Below are 25855 nucleotides of genomic sequence, written 5' to 3' on the forward strand. Positions count from 1 at the left end.
GCGCGTTCGTGATTCGCGATCGAGCCCTGCGGGGCGACGCATGAGCGACGGCATCGTCCCCAGCCTGGCCGAGCTGGTCGCCTTGCGCGCCGCCGTCGGCGGCCGCCGCAACGCGCGCCTGGGCCGCCACGGCGTGAGCGGGCATGCGCTGTCGCCCCTGCGCGGGCGCGGCATGGAGTACGCCGAGTCGCGCGAGTATTCCAACGGCGACGACGCCCGCCACATCGATTGGCGCCTGACCGCACGCACCGGGCGCGCCCATACCAAATTGTTCCAGGCCGAGCGCGAACGCCTGAGCCTGATCGTCGCCGACACTGCGCCGGCGCTGTACTTCGGCACCCGCGTGCGCTTCAAGTCGGTGCAGGCCGCGCGCGCGGGGGCGATCGCCGCCTGGGCCGCGGCGCGCGACGGCGACCGCATCGCGGCTTTGCGCGGCAGCCTGCGCGAGGCGCCGGTGCCGCCGGCCTCGGGGCCGCGCGGCGCCCTGCGCGCGCTGGACGCGCTGGTGCGCTGGTACGCGCGCCCGCCCGAAGACGACGCCGGGCTCGCGGTCGCGCTGGATCACGCCGAGCGCCTGCTGCGGCCGGGGTCGCGGCTGGTGGTGCTGGCCGATCCGCGCAGCCTGGCGCTGGTGCCGGAGCGGCGCTGGCCGGCGTTGGCCCAGCACCACGAAGTGATCGTGCTGTTGTTGACCGATCCTCTGGAACACGCGCCGCCGTCGTCGGCCTTGGCCTTCCGCAGCGGCGAACGCCGGATCCAACTGGATCTGGGCGTGCCCGCGCAACGCCAGCGCTGGGCCCAGGAGTTCGTCGCGCCGGTTGCGGCGGCGCTGGAAAACCTGCCGCTGCGCGGCGTGCGCGCGCAGGCCTTGTCCACCGACGCGCCCAGCGAGTCCTGGTTGCCTTTGCTGGGCCGGGCGCGGCCGCTGGTGGCGTGATGGCCGATCCGACCCTGCTGCTGCGCGATGTGCACGACAGCGCGACGCCCTCGTGGTGGCCGCCGGCGCCGGGCTGGTGGATGGTGTTCATCGCGGTGGCGCTGATCGCCGCTGCGGTGTGGTTCCTGCGCGCGCGCCGCCAGCGCAAGCGGCGCACGGCCGAGCGTTTGTTCGACGACGCGATCGCGGCCGCGGCCTCGCCGGCGGCGCAGGTCGCGGCGATGTCGGAACTGCTGCGCCGGGCCGCGCGCCGGCGCGACGGCGCGGCCGATCGTCTGCAGGGCGAGGACTGGCTGGCTTTCCTCGACCGCGGCGCGAAGTCGCCGCAATTCGTCGAGGCCGCGGGCCGGCTGCTGCTGGACGGCGGTTTCCGCCGCGACGTCGATCCCCTGCATGTGGAAGCGCTGCGCGAGCCGGTACGCGCGCGTTTCCTCGAACTGATGGGCGTGCGCTGATGGACGCGCTGATGCGCGCCCTGAGCGATGCGCGCGATGTGTTCGCGTGGCCGTGGTGGCTGCTCGCCTTGCCGCTGCCGTTGCTGGCGCGCTGGTGGCTGCCGGCGGCGCGCGATGGCTCGGCGGCCTTGAAGGTGCCGTTCGGAGAGCGCCTGGACGCGGTCGCCGCGGTCGGCGGCCACGGCCTGCGCGGGCGCGGCCCGGGCTGGCTGATGTGGGCGGCGTGGGTCCTGCTGTGCATAGCCGCCGCGCGCCCGCAACAACTCGGCGACGCCGTGCAACCGCCGCAAGTGGGACGCGACCTGATGCTGGCGCTGGACCTGTCGGGCAGCATGCGCGAGCCGGACATGGAACTGGGCGGGCAACCGGTGGACCGCCTGACCGCGGCCAAGGCCGTGCTGTCGGATTTCCTCGACCGACGCGTCGGCGACCGCGTCGGCCTGCTGGTGTTCGGCCGGCGCGCCTACGCCTTGGCGCCGCTGACCCTGGACCGGGCGACCGTGCGCGACCAACTCGCCGACAGCGTGGTCGGCCTGGCCGGCCAGGAGACCGCGATCGGCGATGCGATCGCGCTGGCGGTCAAGCGCCTGCGCACGCAGCCGGCCGAGCAGCGCGTGCTGATCCTGCTCACCGACGGCGTCAACACCGCCGGCGCGATCGAACCCAAGAAGGCCGCCGAACTCGCCTCGGCCGATCAGGTGCGCGTGCACACCATCGCCTTCGGCGGCGACGGCGAGCTGTCCCTGTTCGGCATCAAGTTGCCGATGCCGGGCGCTGGCGACGACATCGACGAGACCACCTTGCGCGCGGTCGCCAAGCAGACCGGCGGCCGCTTCTTCCGCGCCCGCGACACCGCCGAGCTGGCCGGCATCTACGCCGAGATCGACCGCCTGGAGCCGATCCAGCGTCCCGGCCAGGCCGTGCGTCCGCGCATCGAGCGTTACGCCTGGCCGCTCGCCGGCGCGTTCGCGCTGGCGCTGCTGGCGTTCGCGCTGCAGGGGAGGCGACGCGCATGAGCGACTGGTCGAGCGGCTTGGCGAGCGCGTTCTCGCACTTGCATCTGCTGCGCCCGCACTGGCTGTGGGCCTTGCTGGCGCTGCCGCTGCTGGCGTTGTGGTGGCGCGCGCGCCGACGCCGCGCCAACGCCTGGCGCGATGCGGTCGATCCGCATCTGTTGCCGCACCTGCTCGAGTCCGGGCAGGACCGCCGCACGCGCTACGGCGTGTGGCTGGCGATGCTCGCCGGCGTGCTGGCCGTGCTCGCGCTGGCCGGCCCGAGTTGGCGCCAGACCGAACAGGCGCTATGGCAAAGCCGGGCACCGCTGGTGATCGCGCTGGACCTGTCCAGCGCGGCGCTCGCCGCCGATCTGCCGCCTTCGCGCCTGGCCCAGGCGCGCGCCAAGATCGCGACTCTGCTGCGCGAGCGCGACGGCGGTCAGGTCGGCCTGGTCGTCTATGCCGGCGACGCCTACACCGTGGCTCCGCTGACCGACGACGTCGCCAACGTGGCGCTGTTCCTGGACGCGCTCAATCCCGATGTGATGCCCGTCGACGGCCAACGCGGCGATCGCGCGATCGCCTGGTCGGCGCGGCTGCTGCGTCGCGCCGGCTTCGAGCGCGGCGACATCCTGCTGCTCAGCGACCACAGCGATGCGCGCACGCGCGCGGCCGCGGCGGAGGCGGCGGGCGAGGGCTATCGCATATCCGCGCTCGGCCTGGGCAGCGTCGCCGGCGCGGCGATCCGGCGCGGCGACGGCAGCATCGTCGGGGTCAAACTAGATCCCGGCTCGCTGCGCGATCTGGCCGCGGCCGGCGGCGGCGCCTATGCGGCTGTGGTCGGCGGCGACGAGGATCTGCAGGCGCTGGGCGTGCTCAAGCCCAAGCCCACCGACGCGACCGCGGCCAAGGGCGAGAAAGGTCGGATCTGGCAGGACGAAGGCTATTGGCTGTTGCCGCCGCTGCTGCTGCTCGCGCTGTTCGCGTTCCGTCGCCGTGGCGGCAGCGCGCTCGCGGTGCTGCTGCTGTGCGCATGGTGGCCGCTGCAACCGGCGCGCGCGGCCGACCTGTGGCAGCGCCCCGATCAGATCGAGCACAAGCGCATGCAGGAAGGCAGCCGCGCCTACCGCGGCGGCGACTACCCGCGCGCGGCGCAGTTGTTCCGCGGTTCCGACACGGCCGACGCGCACTACAACCTCGGCAACGCGCTGGCCAAGGCCGGGCAGTACCCGCAGGCGATCGCGGCCTACGATCGCGCCTTGCGCCTGCAGCCGGGCATGCCCGACGCCCTGGCCAACAAGCGCGCGGTCGAGGCGACGATGAAGCGCAAGCCGCCGTCGCAGGACAAGTCCAAGCAGAACCAGTCCTCGCAGGGCGGCAAGGGCCAGCCCCAGCAGCCGCAGCAGGATCCGCAGCAGGGCCAGCAGAAACAGCAGAAGCCGGCGCCGGGCCAGCAGAAACCCGAGCGCGACGAGTCCGCCTCCAAACCCGAGCAGGACCCGGCCGCCGCGGCCAAGGCCCAGGAGCAGGCCGACCGTGCGCAGCGCGAGCGCATGCAGCGCGCGCTGCAGCAACAGCCGCGCGGCGAGCAGCCGGCGCAGGCGCGCGCGCGCGGCAAGGAAACGCCGCAGCAGCGCGAGATCCGCGTCGCCAACGAAGCCTGGCTCAAGCGCGTGCCCGACGATCCGGGCGGGCTGCTGCGCGAGAAGTTCCGTATCGAGCACGAACGCCGCCAGGTCCTGGGCGAGCAAGGAGATTGACCGCGATGCCGCGCATGCCATCCGCCCACGTCCGCACCGCCGCCGCGTTCGCGCTGTGGCTGCTGCTGTGCGCCGTCAGTTTCGGCGCGATCGCGCAGCCGCGCGCCTGGCTGGATCGCGACAGCATGAACGCCGGCGAGACGGTCACGCTCAACATCGAGACCACCTCGCTCAGCGGCGCCGGCCCGGATTACGCGCCGCTGGCCAAGGACTTCGAAGTCAGCAACAACACCAGCCGGCGTTCCTTCGAGCGCAGCAACGGCCAGTTCGTGACTCGCTCGCTGTACGGCGTGGCGCTGCGCCCGCGCCGCGACGGGCGCCTGACCGTGCCGGCGCTGAGCGTGGGCGGCGAGCGCACTTCGCCCCTGACCCTGGTGGTCGCGCCGGTGGCCGCGCGCGCGCCGGCGCGCGCGGGCGACGATGTCTTCATCGAGAGCGAGGCCGACGACGCCGACCCCTATGTGCAGCAGGCGGTGGGCTGGGTGGTGCGGCTGTACTCGGCGGTGCCGATCGTGGCCGGCCAGCTCGATCAGCCGGCGCCGGAAGGGGCCTCGTTCCAGCGCGTCGGCGACGACGCCCAGTATTCGCGCGAGCTCGGCGGGCGCCGCTACAACGTGGTCGAGCGCCGCTACCTGCTGGTGCCCGAACGCAGCGGCGAAGTGACGGTGCCGGGCGCGCGCTTCGAGGGCCGCGGCGCGCCCAGCTTCTTCGAGGACATGTTCGGCAGCAACGGCGACAGCCTGCGCACCGCCGCCGCCGCCAAGCGCCTGCAGGTGCGGGCGATGCCGGCCAACGCGCCGCAGCCCTGGCTGCCCTTGCGCGATCTGCAACTGCGCTACCAATCCGCGCCGCAGGACCTGCGCGCGGGCAGCGCCGCCACCCTGACCGTCGAGGTCAGCGCCGACGGCGCCACCGCCGCGCAGCTGCCGGAGCTGCAACTGCCGCCGATCGACGGCGTGCAGGTGTTCGCCGAGCCGCTGCAGTCGGACGAGAACTTCGTCAACGGCCGCCCGCGGGTCAAGCTCACGCGCAAGTTCTCATTGGTGCCCACGCGCACCGGCGATGCGCGTCTGGACGGACTGCGCCTGGCTTGGTGGGACGTGGGCAGCGGCAGCGCGCGCACGACGCAGCTGCCGGCGCTGAGCTGGAAGATCGCGGCCGCCGACGGTTCGACCCCGGCGCCGTTGCCGGCGCCGGCCGGCGCCGATGCCAAATCCGCTTCGACCGCTTCGCCGATCGCGGCGATCGCCCAGGATCCGGCCGCGCGCTGGTGGGCGCTGGCGGCGCTGGTGTTCGCGGCGCTGTGGCTGGCGACCCTGGTCTGGGCGCTGCAGTTGCGCGCGCATCCGGCGCCGGCGCGCACCGGCGCGGCGGCCTTGCCCGCGGCCACGGGGGAGGGTGCCGCGCAGCCGATACCTGGCTCGGGCCGACGCGGCTCGCTCAAGCAGGTCCTGGACAGAGGCGATTTCGGCGAGGTCGCGGCCGCGCTGTGCGCGCTCGCGCAGCCGCCGGCGGCCGATGTCGACGAACTGATCCAGCGCCTGGACGATCCTGCCCAGCGCGCGGCCTTGCAGGCCATGCAGCGCGCGCGTTGGGCCGGCGGCGACGGCCCGGCCGCACGCGCGCAACTGCGCGCCGCGTTCGCATCCGGCCCGCGTTGGCGTGCCGCCCCCGCGCCGTTGGCCTCGCCCTTGCCGCCGCTGTACCCGCCGGGACGGTGACCGGGCTGGTGTACTCTTTCCGGCTGACGCACCCGGGAGTACCGCATGAGCCACGCCAGCCTGCCTGACGCCACGCCGTCCAAGGGCATCCCCCTGCACATCAAGGTGTTGATCGGTTTCGTCCTGGGCGCCGTGATCGGCCTGGTCGCGCACTTCGTCGCGCCGGGCTCGCCGCTGGTGTTGGGACTGGTCGCTTACGTCGCGCAGCCGATCGGCCAGATCTTCCTGGCGCTGCTGTTCATGCTGGTGTTGCCGCTGATGTTCTCGGCGCTGGTGCTGGGCGTGGCCGAACTGGGCGACGTCGCCAGCCTCGGCCGGCTCGGCTGGCGCACCTTGCTCTACACCGCGGTGGTGACCCTGATCGCGGTGGCGATCGGCTTGCTGATGGTGAATCTGATCGGACCCGGCCACGGCCTGGACCGCGCCATGCTCGACCAGGCCATGGCCCAGGGCGCGCAAAAGGCCGGCGAGATCGCCGCCACCGGTCAGCAGATGGATTTCATGAAGCTGCTGCTGGGCATCGTGCCCAAGAACGTGGTCGCCGCCGCGGTCGACGACAAGCAGAAGCTGGGCGTGATGTTCTTCGCCCTAATGATCGGCATCGGCCTGGTGATGACGCCGACGCCGGCCACCAAGGCCTTCAAGACCGCGCTGCAGGGCCTGTTCGAGATCTGCATGCGCTTGATCGGCATGATCATCAAGCTGGCGCCGTACGCGGTGGCCTGCCTGATGTTCGCCCTGTGCGCGCAGTTCGGCTGGGAGCTGCTGCTGGTGCTGGGCAAGTTCGCACTGACCGTGATCCTGGCGATTGCGGTGCACATGTTCATCGTGCTGCCGCTGTGGGTGAAGTTCGCCGGCGGCATGAGCCCGCGCGCGTTCTTCCGCGGCAGCGAGGAAGCCCTGCTGACCGCGTTCGCGACCGCGTCCTCGACCGGCACCCTGCCGATCACCCTGCGCGTGGCCGAGCAGAACCTGCACCTGCCGCGCAAGGTCTCGCGCTTCGTGCTGACCGTGGGCGCCTCGGCCAACCACCACGGCACCGCGCTGTTCGAGGGCATCACGGTGCTGTTCCTGGCCCAGGCCTTCCAGATCGAGCTGACCCTGGTCCACCAGATCATGGTGCTGGGCCTGTGCCTGCTCGGCGGCATCGGCACCGCCGGCGTCCCGGCCGGCTCGCTGCCGGTGATCGCGATGATCTGCGGCGTGCTCGGCATCCCGCCCGAGGGCGTGGGCATCATCCTGGGCGTCGACCGCTTCCTCGACATGTGCCGCACCGCCCTCAACGTCACCGGCGATCTGGCGACCGCGGTGGTGGTGGCCAATCGCAGCGGCGAACTCGCCGACGAGGCGCCGGAAGCGCCCGAAACCGTCGCCTGAGCCCGGCGCCGCCGTCCGGCGGCGTCCAGCCAGGATGCGCAAAGCCCGCTACGGCGGGCTTTGCCGTTTTCGGGCCCGGCCCGCGCCGATCCGGCGCGACAGGGCGGCGCGCGGATGGGACAATGGCCGGTCCGCCCGGCTGGTCCAGCCGCTCGCGCGGGCGCCTCCCGCCTCCAGAAGACCCCGTGCCCGACGCCATGACGACGCCCAGCCGCCGCGACCTCGCCAACGCCATCCGATTCCTCGCCATCGACGCGGTGCAGGCCGCCAACTCCGGTCATCCGGGCATGCCGATGGGCATGGCCGACATCGCCGAAGTGCTCTGGAACGATTACCTCAACCACAACCCGAACAATCCGAAGTGGTTCAACCGCGACCGCTTCATCCTCTCCAACGGCCACGGTTCGATGCTGCAGTACGCGCTGCTGCACCTGGCCGGCTACGACCTGTCGATCGAAGAGCTCAAGCGCTTCCGTCAGCTCGAGTCCAAGACCCCGGGCCACCCCGAGAACTTCATGACCCCGGGCGTGGAAACCACCACCGGCCCGCTCGGCCAGGGCTTCGCCAACGCCGTCGGCATGGCGCTGGCCGAGAAGCTGCTCGCACAGCGCTTCAACCGTCCCGAGCTGGCCGTGGTCGATCACCGCACCTGGGTGTTCATGGGCGACGGCTGCCTGATGGAAGGCATCTCGCACGAGGCCGCGTCGCTGGCCGGCACCTGGGGCCTGGGCAAGCTGGTCGCGTTCTGGGACGACAACAAGATCTCGATCGACGGCAACACCGACGGCTGGTTCACCGACGACACCCCGGCCCGCTTCGAGGCCTACGGCTGGCGCGTGATCCGCAACGTCGACGGCCACGATCCGGTCGAGATCAAGACCGCCATCGACACCGCGATGGCAAAGACCGACAAGCCGACCCTGATCTGCTGCCGCACCACCATCGGTTTCGGTTCGCCTGCCAAGGCGGGCAAGGAGTCCTCGCATGGCGCGCCGCTGGGCAAGGACGAAGTGGTCGCCACCCGCGAGGCTCTGCACTGGCCGCATCCGGCGTTCGAGATTCCCGAGCCGATCTACGACGGCTGGCGCGCGCGCAGCACCGGCCAGGTGCGCGAGGACCAGTGGAACCGTCTGTTCGACGCCTACGCCGCGCAGTACCCGAACGAATCGGCCGAACTGGTGCGCCGCTCGCACGCCGAACTGCCGCAGAGCTTCGCCGCCGACGCCGACGCCTACATCGCCAAGCTGCAGGCCGACGGCCAGACCATCGCCTCGCGCAAGGCCTCGCAGATGGCGATCGAGACCTTCGCGCCGCTGCTGCCGGAACTGATCGGCGGCTCGGCCGACCTCGCCCACTCCAACCTGACCTTGTGGAAGGGCAGCAAGTCGGTCGCCAGCGACGATCCGAACGCCAACTACATCTACTTCGGCGTGCGCGAGTTCGCGATGACCGCGATCAGCAACGGCCTCAGCCTGCACGGCGGTTTCATTCCCTACGACGCCACCTTCCTGGTGTTCAGCGACTACGCGCGCAACGCCGTGCGCATGAGCGCGCTGATGGGCGCGCACGCGATCCACGTCTACACCCACGATTCGATCGGCCTGGGCGAGGACGGCCCCACCCATCAGCCGGTCGAGCACCTGGCCAGCCTGCGCTACATCCCGCACAACGACGTCTGGCGTCCCTGCGACGCGGTCGAATCGGCGACCTCCTGGCGCGCCGCCATCGAGCGCAAGGACGGCCCGAGCTGCCTGATCTTCTCGCGCCAGAACCTCACCCATCAGCCGCGCAGCGACGAACAGCTCAAGCAGATCGCGCGCGGCGGCTATGTGCTGCGCGACAGCGAGGGCGCGCCCGAGCTGATCCTGATCGCCACCGGTTCCGAGGTCGGCCTGGCCACCCAGGCCGCCGACGCGCTGAGCGCCGAAGGCACCAAGGTGCGCGTGGTGTCGATGCCGTCCAGCGACGTGTTCGATCGCCAGGACGCCGCCTACCGCGAATCCGTGCTGCCCAACGCGGTGCGCAAGCGCGTGGCGATCGAAGCCGGCGTGAGCGATTTCTGGCGTAAGTACGTCGGCCTGGACGGCGCCGTGATCGGCATCGACAGCTTCGGCGCGTCGGCGCCGGCCGAGGCGTTGTTCCCGCACTTCGGCTTCACGGTCGAGCGCGTGGTCGCGGCGGCGAAGGCGCTGGTCTGAGCCTAGGGGCCGCGCCGATGAGGCCGCCGGCACCGAAACTGTCGAACGCGGCTCGCGCAGCGCGAGCCGCGCGAGCCGCCGCCGCGCAAGGGCGCGACGGTTGATCGTCGCGCCGGCCCGTAGACGGTGCTCGCCGCCCGCGCGGCGTCGGCCTCTCGCGCTGGCCGCGGCTTGCGCCGCGCTGTTCCTGATCGTGATCGGCGGCGCGTCCGCCGCGCCGCCGCGGGTGCTGTGCGATGCCGTGCCGACGCCGCGTCCGCTGCCGGATCCGGCCACCTGCCCACGCCGGCTCGGCCTGCCCGCCACCGCGGCGGCGCCGACCGCGGCATCCACCGCCGAAGCCTTGCTCGCGCAGGCGCGCGAGCGCATCGGCGGCGGGCGTTTCGATGAGGCCGGGCAGGCCCTGGATTGCGCGGAGGCGACCCTGGGCCGCGACGCCGACTGGTCCTTGCACTACGAACTAGTGCGCCAGCGCGGCATCCTCGCGTATCGGCGCGAACTGATTCCCGAAGCCCTGAGCCGTTTCGAATGCGCGCTCAAACTCTCGACCGCGCACGAGGATCGTGACGCGATCGCGCGCGATCTCAAGAACGTCGGCAGCGCGCTGCGCCGGCTCGGCGATTTCCGCGGCGCCCTGCGCACGCTAACGGCCAGCCTGCGGATGCAACGCGCCCAGGGCGAAGTCGGCGGCGCGGTGCTCAACAACATCGCCGACGTCTATCGCGAGCTCGACGATTCCGATGAGGCGACCCGGCATTACCGCGAGGCGCTGGCCGCGTTCCGCGCCCAGAACAATCGCGTCGAAGCCGGCCACGTGCTAGAAAGCCTGAGCGAGCTCAGCCTGGACCGCGGCGACGCGGCGCAGGCGCAGCGCTGGCTGCAGGAAGCCTTGCAGACCTACCGCGAAGCCGGCAACCGCGCCTACGAGTTGCGCGTCTACGCCGGCCTGATGCGCACCGCCTTGTCGCGCGCCGACCTCGCCCAGGCGCGGCAGTGGCGCCAGGCCGCGTTCGCGATCGCGAGCGAGCACAAGCTCGGTTTGCCGGCCAGCCTGCAATTGCAGATCGCGCGCAGCGAACGCTTGGAAGGGCGCGCCGATGCGGCCGCCGAACGCCTGCGCGCGGCGATCGCGGCGCTGCCGGAAGGCGGCGTGGAACGCATCGCGCTGCTGGAGGAACTGTCGCTGGCGCAGGAGGCCGCGGGCGACCGCGCCGCCGCGATCGCGACCCTGCGCGGCGCCCACGAACAGGAACGCATGCTCAGCCGCGCGCAACAGGATCGCCAACTGGGCTGGCTGCGCACGCGTTTCGAAACCGCCGAACGCGACCGCACCATCGCCGGGCTGGAGAGCGAGAACCGCTTGCGCCGCGGCGAGCTGCGCCAGCGCACCTTGCTGCTATGGCTGACCCTGGCGGCGAGCTTGGCCGCGGCGCTGGCGGTGGGGCTGTTGTGGATGCGCCGGCGTCAGCGCGCGCGCCTGCTCGACGCCGAGCGCGAGGTGCGGGAAGAGGAGGCGCTGGCGCGTTACCGGCGCGAGACCGAGGCCCTGGCCGAAGACCGCAGCCTGCTGCAGGCCCTGTTGGACAGCCGCCAGGATGCGGTCTGCCTGATCGACGCCGAGGGCCAGGTGCTGGCCGCCAACCGCGCCGCCTGCGAACTGCTCGATGCCGACGCCGCCTCGCCGGTGGGCCAGGCCCTGGGCGACTACCTCGGCGAGGCCGATCGCGAAGCATGGGCGGCGGCGCTGGAGGGCATGGAGGACGCCAGTGAACAGACCCTGGCCTGCGCGCGTCGCGATGGCGCGATCCGTCTGCAGGCGCGGCTCACGCCCTGGCTGCGCGGCGACGGCCTGATCGTGCTGGGGCTGCGCGAGGATGTCGCCGGCGCGGTCGCGATGACGGGCTTGTCCGAAGCGACGGCCAACAGCGACGACTCCGCCCACGACGCGCACCTGCGCGAGGACTTCCGGCGCGCCCTGGTCGAACTGATGCTGGCGGTGGTCGAGAGCTGGGAGCGCAGCACCGGCAGCAGCCGATTGGAGCTGGCCGAACGCAGCCGCATCTGGCGGGTGACCGTCGACGACGGCCGTCTGCGGGTGCGGGCGATGGAGCGATATCTCAGCCTGGCGCGGCTGCCGCGGCGACCGCGTTGGCGCGACGTGCTGCGCTCGGCCTACTACGTGCTCAGCCACTGCACGATGACGGCCCAGGAGCGCGAGGACCTGCAGCGCCGGGTCGACGCGGCGCTGGCCTATACCCGGCGCCGCGCGCTGGTCTGAGGCGCGGCCTCAGCGATCGGGCAACAGCGGTGCGGCCTCGACCCGGTTGTCGACGCAGACCACGCATACGCCCTGCAGGTTGCCGTCCTTGAAACGGTAGAGGTCGTGGTGGTCGCCGTTGTCGGGGCTGAAATCGACGGGCCCCTGCACGAACGGCACCGCCTGCGCCGCGGGGTCGGTCGATTTGACGCCCAGCGCCGAGCACTGGTCGTGCGCCGCCTCGTTGGCCCAATACCACTCGTCGACGATGCCGCAGGTCTTTTCCGGCACGCAGTAGGTCGCGCCGGCCGTGCCCAGCAGCGGCGCGTGCTCGGTGCGGTACTGCGACAACGCCGCCGGCGTGATGCTGAAGGTGCTGACGATCTGGGGTGCGGTGTTCGGGTCCAGGCACCACTTCTTGTTCTTGGCCAGAGGGTCGTGGGCGTGGGCGCCGGTGGCGAACAGCAGGCTGAGGCTGAGCAGGCAGAGCAGGCGATGGCGCGTCATGGCTCGGTCACGGTAGGTGGATGGCCCGCTCAGTGTAGGCGCCGGCGCGGTCGCGGCTCCAACGGTTTCGGGGGCACAAACGGGGTACGAATCCGCGCCAAGCGATTGATTCTTCGAAGCATCGGCGCGATTCGTTCCCGCCGCGGTCCGGTTTGGTCCCGTGCGCGCACTGGCCGCCGGGCGGCGCCGCTCCTAGCGTGATCGGACCCGGTCGGCCGCCGATCACGCGATCGCAAGGCCGGCCCCGGGACCCGCAACCGTCCAATACCGCCGTCGCCACGGCGGTCCCACCTGGAGATCGCTATGAAGCTCAAGCTGTTCAACCTGGCCCTGATGACCACCGTGCTGATCGGCGCCAGCCTCGCCTCCGTTCCCGCCGGCGCCGCCAACGGCGTGCCGGGCCGGGTCATCCACGACCGCGACGATCCGGTCGGCCCGGCCACCGGCACCTGGCGCGGCAGCTACTACACCCAGTACAGCGTGTGGGGCGACGGCATCGAACACATCGGCGAGATCGGCACCACCTTCCGCACCGGGCACGAGGTCTTCGGCAACTCGTACCAGAGCTGCCACAGCGCTCTGATCGCGGAAATGAACGCCGTCGGCGGCGTGGCCGGCTGGACCGACTGCTCGCAGCTGTAATCGTTTTGGGGAGTCGTCTCGGGGGATCGCGCGCCGTCCCCGCGGCCGCGATCAGCCGGCGGGTCGTTCGCCGCGCACGGTGACGCGTGTCGGCGGCTCGTCGGTCTCGAGGCGGCCCGGATACCGGTCGTACTCGGACATGGGGCTGTCCTGCGCGCAGCGCGCGTCGGGGAAACCGTAGCGCTGGCGCAGCGCCAGCCCGCATTCGGCCATGGCCTGGAAGGCCTGGCCGACCTGCATGCACTGCTTGTCGAAATCGCGCCGGAACGCATCGCGGCGGCGCATGAAATCCTCGCCGCATTTGCGCCCGACCCGGATCCGGTCGAGATCGTCCTGGGCCGCGTTGGTGCCGGCCAGGCCGTACTCCTTGAGCTCGGCCTCGCTGAGGATGCGCAGGTCGCGGTTGGCGACCGTCATCATCTGATCGGCGACCGCGGTGGCCACGCCGTTGCGCTCCAGATAATCGCGCACCTGGGTGTTGATGGCCTTGAGTTCGGCGCTGAGTTCGGCGCGAGAGGTGGCGGTGGAGCGGTCGCGGATCAGGCGGTGGATGCCGACCTTGCCCGAGATCGAACGGGTGTCGCCCGCGGCCAGCACCAGCACGCAGGCGCTGTGGCATTGCGAATCCTCGCGGATCCAGATCGCCCAGCGCGATTCGGCGATCGAGTCGCCGGCGCGGATCGCTTCCTCGACGTGGCCGCCGGTCGAATCCAGGTCGAGGATGCGGGTGGGGATTTCCATGCGGTCGGCCATCGCCGCCACGCGCTGGACCAGGGCGGTGAAGCCGGCGCCGATCTTGCCGCGGTAGCGCACCCGCACCATGCCCTGCGGCTGGCAGGCGCGCAGCGCGTCGACCAGGCTGAAGAACTCCAGCGAGGTCAGCGCTTCGCCGTCGCCGTGCTGGGCGTAGTCGTATTCGCAGCTGATCGAGGCCTCGCCGGAATCCAGCTTGGCCGGCGGCCAGTAGGTGCCTTTGAGCGCGTCGGCCTTGACCGGCGCCTGGTCGTCGGCGGGGGCCGCGGAGCGGTCGCCGGACTGGTCGCCGATGGTGACCGCCTCGGCCCGGGCCGTCGCATCGTCGCCGCTCGCCGGCCGCTGGCAGGCCGCGGCCAACAGGCTCAGTGCCAGCAGACCCGACGCGAACAACCACCTCTTCGACATGCCTTGCTCGTCCTGGTTACGGTTGCGGCCGACGCCCGCGCGCCGGTCGGCACGGGATTGGACCGTGCGGCCGGCGCCGAGTTTCGGCGACCGACCCGATCATGATCGCGCGCGCCGGATGAACGCGAGCGTGATCCCGGGCGGCGTGGACGGCGCCGCCCGGGCTGTCGCCTCAGGCCGACGGAGGCGGCGTGTCGTAGCGCTTGAAGTAGCGGTGGTGGCGCAGATGGTCGTGCTGCTGGCCGATCCCGAAATAGGCCTTGCCGCCGCGCCGCCCGGGCTGCAGGCAGGGCAGTTCGTGCTGGGCATCGGGGTTGTTGGTGTAGTAGGCCGGGATCTTGTCGATGAAGCGGCTGAGCATCTGCGGCCCGCACTCGACGCCGTCGTAGCTGTCGAAGCCGAAGCGCGGATGGCCGATGTTGAAGTCGTCGACGCAGACCACGCCGTTGTCGATCAGCGACAGCTCGCGCTCCAAGGGCCAGGCGTCGTACCAATGCGCATCCAGGTAGTACAGCGGGCAGCGGAACTGGTCGCGGAACTTGGCGATCAGCTCCGGCGAGTCCAGCTTCTCCACGTGCGTATGCGGCATGAAGCCGACCCGGCGCTTGACCAGCTCGACATAACGGTCGACCACGTCGCAGGTGACGATGTTGAGGTGCGGGTAGGCGCGCGCGAGGTACTCGGTGGTGTCGCCGACGTTGGAGCCGGTCTCGATGATCGCGTCGCACTGATAGCGCTCGATCAGATAGTCGAACTCCAGCGCGGTGGTGATGTCGAAGCCGAACGGCCCGCCGTCGTCGCTGAGCTCGGCCGCGCCCAGGCGCATGGTGCGGTAGAAATGCTTGTAGACGTTATCCGACGACATCCGCGAGGCGCTCCCTGAAACCCGGTCAGTGACCGAAGTATATGCGGCGCCCGCCCCCGCTTCCTGTGCGAGCGGCGGCAGCCGCGATCGCGAACCCGACCCGGGCCGCGCCCGCCACGACCGGCGCCGGCATGCTTTCCCTGCCGCGCGCCCGGCGATCGCTCAGGGCGCGCGCGTCTCCCGCAGGCCTAGCGCCAGCAGCCGCGCCAGCAGGCGTTCGCCCAGTCCCGAGGGCGCGGCCAGGTCCATGCGCGCCAGCGCCTCGGCGTCGTCGCTGCGCGCGCCGATCAGGGCGCGCGCGATCGTGGCCAGCTTGCCGCCGCGGCTGGCGGTGGCGGTTTTGAGCCAGCCCAACGCACGCACCAGGCGCTGTTCGACCGCGCTGAAATCGCTGCCCAGCGGATAGTCGGGCAGCAAGCCGTCGCGGCGCAGCGGCGCCAGCGCCGCGCGCAGGTGCTCGGGCGTATTGTGCCGCGCCGGCGCGGCGATGGCGTAATCGGCGCGCAGCTTGCCCTCGCGGCGCGCGGTGTCGAGCAGGCCGCCGCGGTAACGCGCGTCGGCGATCGCGGCCATGGCCAGCACGCAGTCCTCGTCGGCGCGGCCGCGCAGGTCGGCGATGCCGTACTCGCTGATGTAGATATCGCGCAGGTGGCGCGGGATGGTGGTGTGGCCGTAGTTCCAGACGATATTCGAGCTGGCCTGGCCGCCGGCCTCGCGGCTCGCGCGCAGCATCAGCACCGAGCGCGCATCGGGCAGCGCGTGCGCCATGGCGACGAAGTTGTACTGCCCACCCACGCCCGACACCACCCGGCCGTCGGCCAGCCCGTCGGACACCGCCGCGCCCAGCGCGGTCGCCATCATGCAGGTATTGAAGAAGCGCGCGTCGCGGCGTTGCAGGCGCTCCAGCGCCTCGTGGCCGCCGTAGAGCTCGTTGACCTCGCTGATCCGGCGCATGCCGATGCCGCGGCGCTGCTCGTCGGGCAGTCGGCGCAGCCAGTCGTAGAACTCCGGCGAGCCCAGATAGAAGCCGCCGTGCAGATATTCGCCGTCGCGTTCCAGCGCGGCGCGGTCGGCGTCGTCGGCGCTGCCGTCGGCGAGGCGCCGCATCAGCGCTTCGTCGTCGACCACCTTGCGCCGGATCACCCCGACCTCGACCAGGCGGCGGAAGCCCTCGTTGATCATCTCGCTGCAGCCGTACAGGCCCTCGGCGAACGGGGCCAGATCCGCGCGCGCGGCCAGCGCCGGATCCAGCGCGGCCAGCACGCGCCGGTAGCCGGCGTTGTCGGCGTGGCGCAGCGCCAGCGCGTGGCAGAGCGCGTCGGCGAGCGCGCCGATGCCGATCTGCAGGGTGCCGCCGTCGCGCACCAGGGTGCTGGCGTAGAAGCCGATCGCGTAGTCGGCGTCGGTGACCGGCTGGCGCGGCAAGCCGAACAGCTTGGGGTGCGGGCCGGGCGGGGTCAGTACCACGTCGAAATAGTCCTCGGCGACGGTGGCGCTGCCGCCCAGCCAGGGCAGTTCCGGATCGACCTCGGCGATCAGCAGCGGCCGCGGCAGGCCGCGCGCGACGATCGCATCCACCGCGTCCTGGGTCAGGTCGGTGTTGCACGACAGCGACAGGCGCGTATCGCCGTCGCGGCGCGCGACCTTCTGCACGATCGCGTTGACGCCGCGGTCGGCCAGCGCGCGTGCGACATGGGTGTAGTTGAGGCTGGCGTAGCGCTGCTGCGCCGGCGGCGAATGCAGCAGCGCGCCGGACTGCAGATAGAACTCCTCGATCTCGATGTGCGCGGGCAGGGCGTCGCGCTTGAGCGCGCTCACATAGCGCAGGCGCGGGAAGTCGTCGCCGAAGTGGCGGCTCGCGAACGGCCCGATGAAGCGGCCCTCCAGGCCTTGGCCGGCGCCGGGCGGATCCAGCGACAGCGCGGTGTACAGATGCAGCGGCCGCGTAGGGTCGGCTTCGGCGCGCGCGTAGATCGCGTTCAACAGCCGGTGCGGCTTACCCAGGCCCAGGGGCGCGCCCAGGTGCAGCGGGCCCTGGATGCGGGTGTAGAGGAAATCGACGGCGTCGTCGAGGCGTTCGTAATGGGCGGGGGCGGTCATGGCCAGGAGTATCGCATCGCCGCGGTGGCTGGCTTGACAACTCCGATTACGGGTGTAATCTCAAGAAAAATTACGGATGTAAACGATGCAGATCAGCGAAGCCGAATCGGTGGTGATGGACGTGCTCTGGCGCGAGCATCCGCTCGCCGCCGAGGACGTGGTCGCGGCCCTGGCCCAGCGCCAGGATTGGCAGGAGGCGACCATCAAGACCCTGCTCAACCGGCTCTTGAACAAGGGGGCGGTGCGCGCCGAGAAGCAGGGCCGGCGCTATCTCTACGCGCCCGTGCTCAAGCGCGAGGACTGGGTGCTGGAGGAGAGCCAGGGCCTGCTGCAGCGCTTGTTCGATGGTCGGGTCGCGCCGCTGGTCGCGCACTTCAGCGAGCAGCGCAAGCTCAGCCGCAAGGACATCGCCGAACTGCGCAAACTGCTGGAGGAGCTCGACGATGAGCAGCGTTGATATCGCCGCCGTGCTGTTGGAAACCGCGCTCGCGAGCAGCTTCGCGATCGCCGTGGTGCTGCTGTTGCGGCGCCCGCTGCGGCGCGGCTTCGGCGCGGCCGCCGCGTACGCGCTGTGGGCGTTGGTGCCGGTGGCGGTAGTGGCCGTGCTGTTGCCGGCCGCGCCCGCACGCCTGCCGCTGGCCTTGCCGGTGCAGGCCATGGTCCAGGCCCCGTTGACGGTGGCCGCGCCGCAGGCGTCCGCCATCGCGCCGGCCGCCGCGGTCGTGCTGGTCTGGCTGGCGGGCGCGTTGCTGGCCTTGCTCGCCCTGGCCTGGCAACAGCGTCGCTTCGTGCGCGCGCTGGGCGTGTTGCGCGCGCGCGCCGATGGATCGCGCCAGGCCGACGCGGTGGCCGGCCTGCCGGCCGCGATCGGTGTGCTGCGGCCGATCATCGTCGTGCCCGAGGACTTCGAGCGGCGCTACAGCATCGAACAGCAGGCGCTGATGCGTGCCCACGAGCGCGAGCACATCGCGCGCGGCGACCTGGCGCTCAACGCCCTGGTCGCGCTGCTGCGCTGCGTCTACTGGTTCAACCCGCTGCTGCACTACGCCGTGCGCCACTACCGCCACGACCAGGAACTGTCCTGCGATCAACGCGTGATCCGCCGACATCCGCAGGCGCGTCGCGCCTATGGCGAGGCCATGCTCAAAACCCAACTGGCCTCGCGCCCCGTGCCGCTGGGCTGCCACTGGGGCCACAGCCATCCGCTCAAGGAGAGAATCGAAATGCTGAAGCATGCGAACGTATCGTCGAAGCGCTGGATCGCGGGCGGCGCCCTGGTGGCGCTGCTGGCCGCAGCCACCGGCGCGGCTGCATGGTCGGCGCAGCCGCAACGCGCCCCGGCCGCCGCGGCCGCGTTGCCCGATGGCTATGCCCTGCTGAAGTTCGAGGTCAGCCTGGACGGCGGCGACCCCAGCACTTTCCGTGTGCTCGAACGCTACGGCGAATCCTTCGGCGTGAGCGGCGACGACGGCGGTTCGACGTGGTCGCTGCAGGGCCGGGTATCGCCGCTGGGCGAAGGGCGATCGCTGCTGGTGGCCTCGCTGCAACGCGACGGCAAGCCGCTCGGACAACCGCGCTTGACGGTGCGCAACGGGGAACCGGCGCGTATCAGCATCGGCAGCGTGCGCGGATCGAGCAACGCCGAAGTGCTGCAAGGCATCGACATGACGGTGACGGTGAGCGCCGCGGCGGATGCGCGGCCCGTGGTCCAGCCGCGACCGATGGTCGAACCGCGGGCCGCGGCCAAGCCCGCGCTGAAGCCGGTCCCCAACCCTTACGCACAAACGGTGGATATGACCGCCGCGGCCTACGGCGCACTGTCGCCGCCGCCGTACCCGAAGGGCCGCAAGGTCAACGGGCGGGTGCTGTTGGAGATCCAGGTCGGCAGCGACGGCGGCGCACAGCAGGTGCGGTTGGCGCAAAGTTCGGGCGATGCCGAGCTCGATGCCAGCACCGTCGAGGCCGCGCGCAAGTGGCGCTTCCAGCCTGCGACCCAGAATGGCCAACCGGTGGCGTCGTGGGTGCAGGTGCCGGTCGATTTCGCCGCCACGTCCGGTCCGACCGCGGCGGCGCCGTTCGACGCGGCGACGGTCGCCCTGGATCCGATCCAGGTCACGGACGAATGATCGCGGCCGCGTAGCGGCGCGCATCGAAGCGGCTTAGCCGCCGACGATATGGACCTCGTCGGCGATGCGCCGCACTTCGTCGGGGTAGTGACTGACGTAGATCATCGGCAAGGCCACCTCGTCGCGCACGCGCTGCAGATAAGGCAGCAATTCGTCGCGGCGGTTCATGTCCAGCATCGACAGCGGTTCGTCCAGCAGCAGGATCTGCGGCTGCGACAGCAGCGCGCGGCCCAGGGCCACGCGCTGCATCTCGCCGCCGGACAAGCCTGCGGTGGAGCGCGCCAGCAGCGCGCCTATGCCCAGCAGTTCGACGATCGCCTCCAGCTGGAACCGCGGTGCTGCGCGTGCCTCACCGCGCAGGCCGTAGAGCAGGTTGCGGCGCACGTCCAGATGCGGGAACAGCCGCGCGTCCTGGAACACGTAGCCGATCCGGCGCCGATGCGCGGGCAGGTCGATGCCGGCCTGGGCATCGAACAGGCAGCGCCCGCCGATCTCGATGCGACCGCGCTGCGGCCGCAGCAGGCCGGCGATGGCATGCAGCAGCGAGGTCTTGCCGGCGCCGGAATCGCCGACCAGGGCGATCACGCGCTGCCGGCTGCGGATGCTCACGCTGCGCTCGAACGCGCCGCGCCGCAGGGTGAAGTCGAGCACATGCAGCGGCGACTCGCTCATGCGCCGCGCTCGCGGCGCTGGCGCTGCACCAGCCATTCCGACAACAGCACCGCGCCGAACGAGATCGCCACCGCGACCACGGTCAGCCGCCACAGCCCCGATTCGGCGCCGGGCACCTGCAACATGCCGTAGATCGCCGAGGACAGGGTCTGGGTCTCGCCGGGGATGTTCGACACGAAGGTGATGGTGGCGCCGAACTCGCCCAGCGCCTTGGCGAAGGCCAGCACCGCGCCGGCGATCACGCCGGGCAGGGCCAGCGGCAGGGTCATGCCGAAGAACACCCGCCACGGATTCGCGCCCAGGGTGGCCGCCGCGTGCTCCAGGCGCTGGTCCACGGCTTCGATCGACAGCCGGATCGCGCGCACCATCAGCGGAAAGCCCATGATCGCGCAGGCCAGCGCGGCGCCGGTCCAGCGGAACGCGAAGCTCACGCCGAAGCTGTCGGACAGGAAGCGGCCGATCGGCCCCTGATTGCCGAACAGGATCAGCAGCACGTAGCCGGTGACCACCGGTGGCAGCACCAGCGGCAGGTACAGCATCGCGTCGAACAGCAGTTTGCCTGGGAAGCGCTTGCGCGCGAGCAACCAGCCCATCGCCACGCCCAGCGGCAGGCTGCACAACACCGCCACGCTGGCGACCTTGAGGCTGAGCGCGATCGCGGTCAGCTCGGCCGGGCTGAAATCGAACATGCGCGGCCCGCGTCTACTTCAGCACGCTGAAGCCGTGGCGGCGGAACAGGGTCGCCGCGGGCGCCGTTTTCAGCCAGCGCACGAACCCGGCCGCCTGAGGGTGCTTGCTCGCGCGCAGGCACGCGACCGGATAGACGATGGCGGGATGGGTCGAGGCCGGGAAGGTCGCGAGCACGCGCACCTTGGGTTCGGCGCGCGCATCGCTGGCGTAGACCACGCCCAGAGGCGCCTCGCCGCGCGCGACCAGCATCAGGGCCGCGCGCACGTTCTCGGCTTCGGCGACCTTGGGCTGCAACTGTGTCCATACGCCCAGCGATTCGAACGCGGCGCGCGCGTACTTGCCGGCCGGCACGCTTGCGGTCAGCGCCAGGGCCAGACGGCCGTCGCCCAGCAAGGGGCGCAGATCGACGCCGGGCTTCAAGCTCAGCGGCCGAGCGGTACTGGTCTGCGGCGCGATCAGCACCAGCGTATTGCCCAGCAGATTGCGCCGGCTGGATTCGTCGATGAGCTTGCGCTGCTGCAGGTAGTCCATCCAGTCCAGGTCGGCGGACAGGAATACGTCGGCGGGCGCGCCTTGCTCGATCTGGCGCGCCAGCGCCGAACTGGCGGCGTAGGACACCCGCAGCGGTTGCCCGGTCTGGGCCTCGTAGGCGACCGCGGCTTCGTCCAGCGATTCCTTCAGGCTGGCCGCGGCGAACACCGTGATCGGCTCGGGCTTGGGCGGCGCGGCGAGGGCGGACCAGGACAGGGCCAGCGCGCAGAACGCGACGAGCCAACGGCGACGCGACAGCAGCATGGCAGAGCTCCGATGGGCGACGGCGGCAGGGTAACGCGAAAAGCGAGGGGTGAGCGTGGAGGAGTGAGGAGTGAGCGTAAGCAAGCCTTGCACTTACTCACTCCTCACTCCTCCACGCTCACTTCTCGCTCTAAGGCGCGTCGATCACCCGGATCGATTCGATCTGGCGGATCCAGCGCGCCGGTCGCGATTCGCCCGGCGCGATCAGGCGCCAGGGCCCGTCATCGGCGTCGAGCGCGGCGCCGTCGCAGCGGTCGCTCAGGACCACCTCGCGCGCGCCCAGGCTGGCGTCGAGTTCGGCCAGCGAATACGCGACGCGGTAGCCGTCGCGCGCCGACACCACCACCATCCTCGCCAACTGCGCGCCGCGCAGCGGCTCCTCCGGCATCGCGCCGGACGCGCGCAGCAGCGCGGCCAGCGACACGCCTTCGCAGCTCAGGGTCTTGCCGTGCGCGGTGCCGGTGGCGGTCGTGCGCGGCAGGCCGGCGATCTTCGCCGCATCCAGAGTCACGTCGATCGGCGCCATGCGCTGCGGCGGGTCGGAGGCGTGCGCATGCGCGCTCTTCTCGGGCTCCGCTGCGGCGGCGACCAGGCACCAGCCCAGGCCCAGTGACAGACAGACCATCGCGAGCGGCGTACGGGTCGGGTGCATGACGGCCTCAGAGCTGGTTGAGCGGGATCTTGAGGTAGCGTACGCCGTTGTCCTCGGCCTCGGGCAGGGCGCCCGCGCGCAGGTTGACCTGCAGCGCCGGCAGGATCAGCGCCGGCACCGCCAGAGTCGCGTCGCGCGCCTCGCGCATGCGCACGAAGTCGGCTTCGGCGGTATCGGCGCGCAGGTGGATGTTGGCGCGCTTCTGCTCGCCGATGCTGGTCTCGCAGCGCGGTGCGCGGCCTTCGGGGCCGTAGTCGTGGCAGACGAACACGCGGGTGGCGTCGGGCAGTTCGTACAGATGGCGGATCGAGGCGTACAGCATGGCCGCGTCGCCGCCGGGGAAATCGCAGCGCGCGGTGCCGCTGTCGGGCATGAACAGCGAGTCGCCCACGAACACGGCGTCGCCGATCAGGTAGGCCAGGCTGTCCAGGGTATGGCCTGGCACGGCGAGGGTACGCGCGTGCAGTTCGCCGATCGCGAAGTCCTCGTCGTCCTCGAACAGGTGATCGAACTGGCTGCCGTCGGCCTCGACCTTGGCGTCCAGGCCCAGCACCGGCACGAAGGTGCGCTGGACCTCGCGGATGCGCCGGCCGATCGCGATGCGCGCCTGCGGCAGGCGCTGCTTCAGCCAGTGCGCGGCGCTGAGGTGGTCGGCATGCGCATGCGTTTCCAGCAGCCAGCGCACCTGCGCGCCGCAGGCCTCGGCCGCATCCAGGATCGATTGCGCGGAGGCGCCGCCAGTGCGGCCGGAGCGGGCGTCGTAGTCGAGCACCGGATCGACGATCGCGGCCTGCGCGGTCGCGGGATCGACCACCAGGTAGCTCCAGGTCCCGGTGTCGGCATGATGGAAAGACTGCACCTGCGGGGACATCGGATTCCTCTTGCTGGGGCGTCCGTGCGATTCGTGCGCCTGCGCCGGGCTCGGCGCGCGGCGGTGTATTGCGCTCAGCGCTTCAGCGCGGCGTTGAGCACGGCGGCCAGATGGCTGCCGCCGCGGCGCAACTGCGCCTCGGCCTCGGGACGCCAAGTCTGCACGTAATTTTCGTCGATCGTCGCCTTGGCCGGATACAGGCCCGGCTGCAGGGCGATCCGGCACGAGGCCTGCGCCCAGGCGGGCGAGTCCGGCGGCAGCGCGGGCTCCGATACCGTCACCGCCAACGGCAGCGCGCGCAGGCGCAGCAGCCAGGCGTTCTCGTCCAGGCCGGCGGCGTTGAGCATGCCGCTGTCCCATAGCTGGTGCAGATTGCTGCCGCGGCCGTTGAACTGGATCTGCACGTCGCTGCCGCCCTTGTCGCGGGCATAGCCGGCGTGCAGCGGCTGGTGCACGTCGCCGACGAAATGGACCACGAACTTCAGCGCCTGCAAGCGTTCCTCGCGCGTGCGCTTGCGGTCGGACAGGATCTCGGTCTGCTTGCGGATCGCCTCGATCACGCAACCGCCCATGGGGCAGTCGCGCGCGGGCTCGTAGGCGCAGTTTTCTTCACCCAGATTGACGTAGTGCCACTTCGCGCTTTGCTTGCCCAGGTTGGGATCGTGAGCGCGCAGCTCGTCGGCCCAGTTGGCGATCCCGGCCAAGGTCGGATCGGGTTCGCCGACGAGCAGGGCGTCGATGTCACGGCGCACGGCCGGATCGAGCTCGCCCAGGGCCAGCAGCGCGACCAGGCGATGGCCGAGCGTGCCCCAGGCCAGGGCGTCGAACGGCAGCAGGAACAGCAGGGCGATGAAGAGGGCGCGGATCATCCCGTCACTTTACTAGAGGCAACCGCGTTCCCGCGCCGCGCCGCGGCGCGCGGACGATGCCGCTCTTGTCGTTTCGCACCCCGGCGTCGCGATCGCGGCGCCGGGGCGGGCGCCTCAGAACGTCCAGACGTAGGCGATGCCGTAGGTCAGCGGGTCGATCTCGGCGGTGCCGATCTTGACGCCGTTGAGCTGGACCTCGCTGTCGATGTCCATCCAGCGCACGTCGACGCGGATCGCGCCGCGATCGCCGAGCGGGAAGTCCAGGCCGGCGTGCGCGGCCGGGCCCCAGGAGTCCTTGAGCTTGAGCTTGGTGCCGGCCAGTGCGCCGCGGGTGTCCTCGCTGAAGAACGCGGTGTAGTTGAGGCCGACGCCGACGAAGGGCGAGACCACGCCGTGGCTGTTGAAGTGGTACTGCACCGACACCGTCGGCGGCAGGTGCTTGGTGCTGCCGACCCGGCCGACGCCGACCACGTCGATGTCGTGCTCGAACGGGATGGCGGCCAAGACCTCGATGCCGACGTTGCCGTGCACGAAGTACTCGAAGGTGATGGTCGGGCGCGCGTCGTCGCCGATCTCCAGCTGCGCGGTGCCGCCCAGGACGGTGCCGTTGTCGGATTTGGGCGAGACCTGATGGGCGCCGACCCCGAGGGTCCAGGTTCCGGCCTGCTGAGCCAGGGCGGGTTGGGCCAGGCAGGCCAAGGCCAGGGCCGCGAGCGCGGCCCGCTGCGAACGCTTGTTCATTCCGTGAGTCCCCTGAGTGATCCGGCTTGGATCAGATGGCACTTTAGTGGCACGTTCAGCTTGGGAACCATGACTTTCGTTGCAATATCGCCCGCCCGGGGCTCCCGGACCGGGCCCAGGCCCGGGCTTGCTAGAATAGAGGTTTCCCATCCCACCGCTGTGCGGGCGCAGGAGCTTGAAGAAATGGCGATCAAGGTAGGCATCAACGGCTTCGGCCGCATCGGCCGCAACGTGCTGCGCTCGGCGGTGCAGAATTTCGGCGGCGAGATCGAGATCGTCGCGATCAACGACCTGTTGGAGCCGGACTACCTGGCCTACATGCTCCAGTACGACTCGGTCCACGGCCGCTTCAAGGGCGACATCGCGGTCGAGGGCAACACCCTGATCGTGAACGGCCAGAAGATCCGTCTGACCCAGGAACGCGACCCGGCCAACCTCAAGTGGGACGAGGTCGGCGCCGAGGTCGTGATCGAGTCCACCGGCCTGTTCCTCGACAAGGCCACCGCCCAGAAGCACCTGGACGCGGGCGCCAAGAAGGTCGTGCTGTCGGCGCCGTCCAAGGACGACACGCCGATGTTCGTCTACGGCGTCAACGACAAGACCTACAAGGGCGAGGCCATCATCTCCAACGCCTCGTGCACCACCAACTGCCTGGCCCCGCTGGCCAAGGTGCTGAACGACAAGTGGGGCATCAAGCGCGGCCTGATGACCACCGTGCACGCCGCCACCGCGACCCAGAAGACCGTCGACGGCCCGTCCAACAAGGACTGGCGCGGCGGCCGCGGCATCCTCGAGAACATCATCCCGTCCAGCACCGGCGCGGCCAAGGCGGTCGGCGTGGTCATTCCGGAACTCAACAAGAAGCTCACCGGCATGTCCTTCCGCGTCCCGACCTCGGACGTGTCGGTGGTCGACCTGACCGTCGAGCTCAACCAGGACGCCACCTACGCTGAGATCTGCGCCGAAATGAAGGCGCAGAGCGAAGGCGCGCTCAAGGGCATCCTGGGCTACACCGAGGACAAGGTGGTCGCCACCGATTTCCGCGGCGACACCCGCACCTCGATCTTCGACGCCGACGCCGGCATCGCCCTGGACGGCACCTTCGTCAAGCTGGTCAGCTGGTACGACAACGAGTGGGGCTACTCGAACAAGTGCCTGGAAATGGTCAAGGTGGTCGCGGGCAAGTAAGCCGCGGCGATCGTTGCGATACGAAGAGCCCCGCGCATGCGGGGCTTTTCTTTGGGGCGGGCGCGATATCTCTAGCCGGCTCCCCATCGCCCCCTTTGAAAAAGGGGGCGGGCGCCCTTTGTGAATCGATATCGATTCTTTGCTAGCGGCGCCGGGGGATTTGCTGTTGCTGTTGGCACAGGGCAAAGCAAATCCCCCCTAGCCCCCCTTTTTCAAAGGGGGGAACTCGTGCGAAGGGCCGCTTTCGAGCTCGACATCAAACCGCCGTAGTCGCCG

23 protein-coding genes are annotated in these 25855 nt (G+C 71.0%); 12 read left to right on the forward strand and 11 right to left on the reverse strand.

What is annotated here, in order from left to right; translation table 11 throughout:
* The first annotated feature begins 40 nt into the window (after nt 1–40).
* The 8 genes from ASD69_RS14510 (at nt 41) to ASD69_RS14545 (ending at nt 11721) form a co-directional block, all read left to right on the forward strand.
* Complete coding sequence (locus ASD69_RS14510; RefSeq protein ID WP_056179326.1) at nt 41–937, forward strand: DUF58 domain-containing protein; 897 nt, start codon at nt 41–43, stop codon at nt 935–937.
* Nucleotides 937–1392: a DUF4381 domain-containing protein gene (locus tag ASD69_RS14515; protein WP_056179329.1), complete on the forward strand. Its 456-nt coding sequence runs from the start codon at nt 937–939 to the stop codon at nt 1390–1392. The genes ASD69_RS14510 and ASD69_RS14515 overlap by 1 nt, the downstream gene beginning before the upstream one ends.
* Nucleotides 1392–2408 carry a VWA domain-containing protein gene (locus tag ASD69_RS14520; protein ID WP_056179332.1) on the forward strand — a complete coding sequence of 339 codons (1017 nt, stop codon included), beginning with the start codon at nt 1392–1394 and terminating at the stop codon, nt 2406–2408. Before ASD69_RS14515 ends, ASD69_RS14520 begins: the two co-directional genes overlap by 1 nt.
* Entirely contained in the window at nt 2405–4147 is a 1743-nt protein-coding gene (locus ASD69_RS14525; protein ID WP_056179334.1) for a VWA domain-containing protein, read from the forward strand. Before ASD69_RS14520 ends, ASD69_RS14525 begins: the two co-directional genes overlap by 4 nt.
* Nucleotides 4148–4161: 14 nt before the next feature.
* Nucleotides 4162–5868, forward strand: coding sequence for a BatD family protein (locus ASD69_RS14530; protein ID WP_056179988.1), 1707 nt, complete (start codon nt 4162–4164; stop codon nt 5866–5868).
* Between the two features lie 45 nt (nt 5869–5913).
* Nucleotides 5914–7245 carry a dicarboxylate/amino acid:cation symporter gene (locus tag ASD69_RS14535; RefSeq protein ID WP_056179337.1) on the forward strand — a complete coding sequence of 444 codons (1332 nt, stop codon included), beginning with the start codon at nt 5914–5916 and terminating at the stop codon, nt 7243–7245.
* A 197-nt stretch (nt 7246–7442) separates the two neighbouring features.
* Nucleotides 7443–9443 carry a transketolase gene (gene tkt, locus ASD69_RS14540; protein ID WP_056179340.1) on the forward strand — a complete coding sequence of 667 codons (2001 nt, stop codon included), beginning with the start codon at nt 7443–7445 and terminating at the stop codon, nt 9441–9443.
* 193 nt (nt 9444–9636) lie between these two features.
* Nucleotides 9637–11721: a tetratricopeptide repeat protein gene (locus ASD69_RS14545; RefSeq protein ID WP_056179342.1), complete on the forward strand. Its 2085-nt coding sequence runs from the start codon at nt 9637–9639 to the stop codon at nt 11719–11721.
* A 9-nt stretch (nt 11722–11730) separates the two neighbouring features.
* Here the strand turns inward: ASD69_RS14545 and ASD69_RS14550 are convergent, their stop codons facing one another.
* Entirely contained in the window at nt 11731–12207 is a 477-nt protein-coding gene (locus tag ASD69_RS14550; RefSeq protein ID WP_056179344.1) for a hypothetical protein, read from the reverse strand.
* Between the two features lie 303 nt (nt 12208–12510).
* Between ASD69_RS14550 and ASD69_RS14555 the strand changes: the two genes are divergently transcribed.
* Nucleotides 12511–12849, forward strand: a complete 339-nt coding sequence (locus ASD69_RS14555) for a hypothetical protein (protein WP_056179347.1) — start codon at nt 12511–12513, stop codon at nt 12847–12849.
* Nucleotides 12850–12900: 51 nt separating this feature from the next.
* On the opposite strand, the gene ASD69_RS14560 is transcribed toward ASD69_RS14555, so the two are convergent.
* The 3 genes from ASD69_RS14560 to ASD69_RS14570 form a co-directional block, all read right to left on the reverse strand.
* On the reverse strand, nt 12901–14010 hold the full coding sequence (locus ASD69_RS14560; RefSeq protein WP_157489414.1) for a hypothetical protein: 1110 nt from the start codon (nt 14008–14010) through the stop codon (nt 12901–12903).
* A gap of 172 nt (nt 14011–14182) precedes the next feature.
* On the reverse strand, nt 14183–14875 hold the full coding sequence (locus tag ASD69_RS14565) for a hypothetical protein (RefSeq protein WP_056179352.1): 693 nt from the start codon (nt 14873–14875) through the stop codon (nt 14183–14185).
* 162 nt (nt 14876–15037) lie between these two features.
* The gene (locus ASD69_RS14570) at nt 15038–16975 is read right to left on the reverse strand and encodes an acetyl-CoA hydrolase/transferase C-terminal domain-containing protein (RefSeq protein WP_056179354.1); all 1938 of its coding nucleotides are present in this window, start codon (nt 16973–16975) and stop codon (nt 15038–15040) included.
* Nucleotides 16976–17060: 85 nt separating this feature from the next.
* Between ASD69_RS14570 and ASD69_RS14575 the strand changes: the two genes are divergently transcribed.
* Complete coding sequence (locus ASD69_RS14575; protein ID WP_056179358.1) at nt 17061–17432, forward strand: BlaI/MecI/CopY family transcriptional regulator; 372 nt, start codon at nt 17061–17063, stop codon at nt 17430–17432.
* The gene (locus ASD69_RS14580; protein WP_056179363.1) at nt 17419–19101 is read left to right on the forward strand and encodes a TonB family protein; all 1683 of its coding nucleotides are present in this window, start codon (nt 17419–17421) and stop codon (nt 19099–19101) included. Before ASD69_RS14575 ends, ASD69_RS14580 begins: the two co-directional genes overlap by 14 nt.
* Nucleotides 19102–19134: 33 nt before the next feature.
* Here ASD69_RS14580 and ASD69_RS14585 read toward each other — a convergent pair whose 3' ends face one another.
* The 7 genes from ASD69_RS14585 to ASD69_RS14615 form a co-directional block, all read right to left on the reverse strand.
* Nucleotides 19135–19758 (reverse strand): ATP-binding cassette domain-containing protein, encoded by a 624-nt coding sequence (locus ASD69_RS14585; RefSeq protein WP_157499221.1) that lies wholly within the window; start codon nt 19756–19758, stop codon nt 19135–19137.
* Between the two features lie 11 nt (nt 19759–19769).
* A complete protein-coding gene (modB, locus tag ASD69_RS14590) occupies nt 19770–20462 on the reverse strand; it encodes a molybdate ABC transporter permease subunit (RefSeq protein ID WP_056179370.1) in 693 nt (230 codons plus the stop codon).
* A 13-nt stretch (nt 20463–20475) separates the two neighbouring features.
* On the reverse strand, nt 20476–21258 hold the full coding sequence (gene modA / locus ASD69_RS14595) for a molybdate ABC transporter substrate-binding protein (protein WP_056179373.1): 783 nt from the start codon (nt 21256–21258) through the stop codon (nt 20476–20478).
* Between the two features lie 130 nt (nt 21259–21388).
* The gene (locus tag ASD69_RS14600; RefSeq protein ID WP_056179376.1) at nt 21389–21910 is read right to left on the reverse strand and encodes a hypothetical protein; all 522 of its coding nucleotides are present in this window, start codon (nt 21908–21910) and stop codon (nt 21389–21391) included.
* A gap of 7 nt (nt 21911–21917) precedes the next feature.
* Complete coding sequence (locus tag ASD69_RS14605) at nt 21918–22781, reverse strand: MBL fold metallo-hydrolase (protein WP_056179379.1); 864 nt, start codon at nt 22779–22781, stop codon at nt 21918–21920.
* 74 nt (nt 22782–22855) lie between these two features.
* The gene (locus ASD69_RS14610) at nt 22856–23650 is read right to left on the reverse strand and encodes a S1/P1 nuclease (RefSeq protein WP_056179382.1); all 795 of its coding nucleotides are present in this window, start codon (nt 23648–23650) and stop codon (nt 22856–22858) included.
* Nucleotides 23651–23764: 114 nt separating this feature from the next.
* Entirely contained in the window at nt 23765–24391 is a 627-nt protein-coding gene (locus ASD69_RS14615; RefSeq protein WP_056179385.1) for an OmpW family outer membrane protein, read from the reverse strand.
* 183 nt (nt 24392–24574) lie between these two features.
* On the opposite strand from ASD69_RS14615, the gene gap reads away from it, so the two are divergent.
* Nucleotides 24575–25579: a type I glyceraldehyde-3-phosphate dehydrogenase gene (gene gap, locus ASD69_RS14620; protein WP_056179388.1), complete on the forward strand. Its 1005-nt coding sequence runs from the start codon at nt 24575–24577 to the stop codon at nt 25577–25579.
* The last annotated feature ends 276 nt before the right edge of the window (nt 25580–25855 follow it).

The organism is Lysobacter sp. Root604 (assembly GCF_001427505.1).
In the GTDB taxonomy this organism is placed as follows: Bacteria; Pseudomonadota; Gammaproteobacteria; order Xanthomonadales; family Xanthomonadaceae; genus Lysobacter.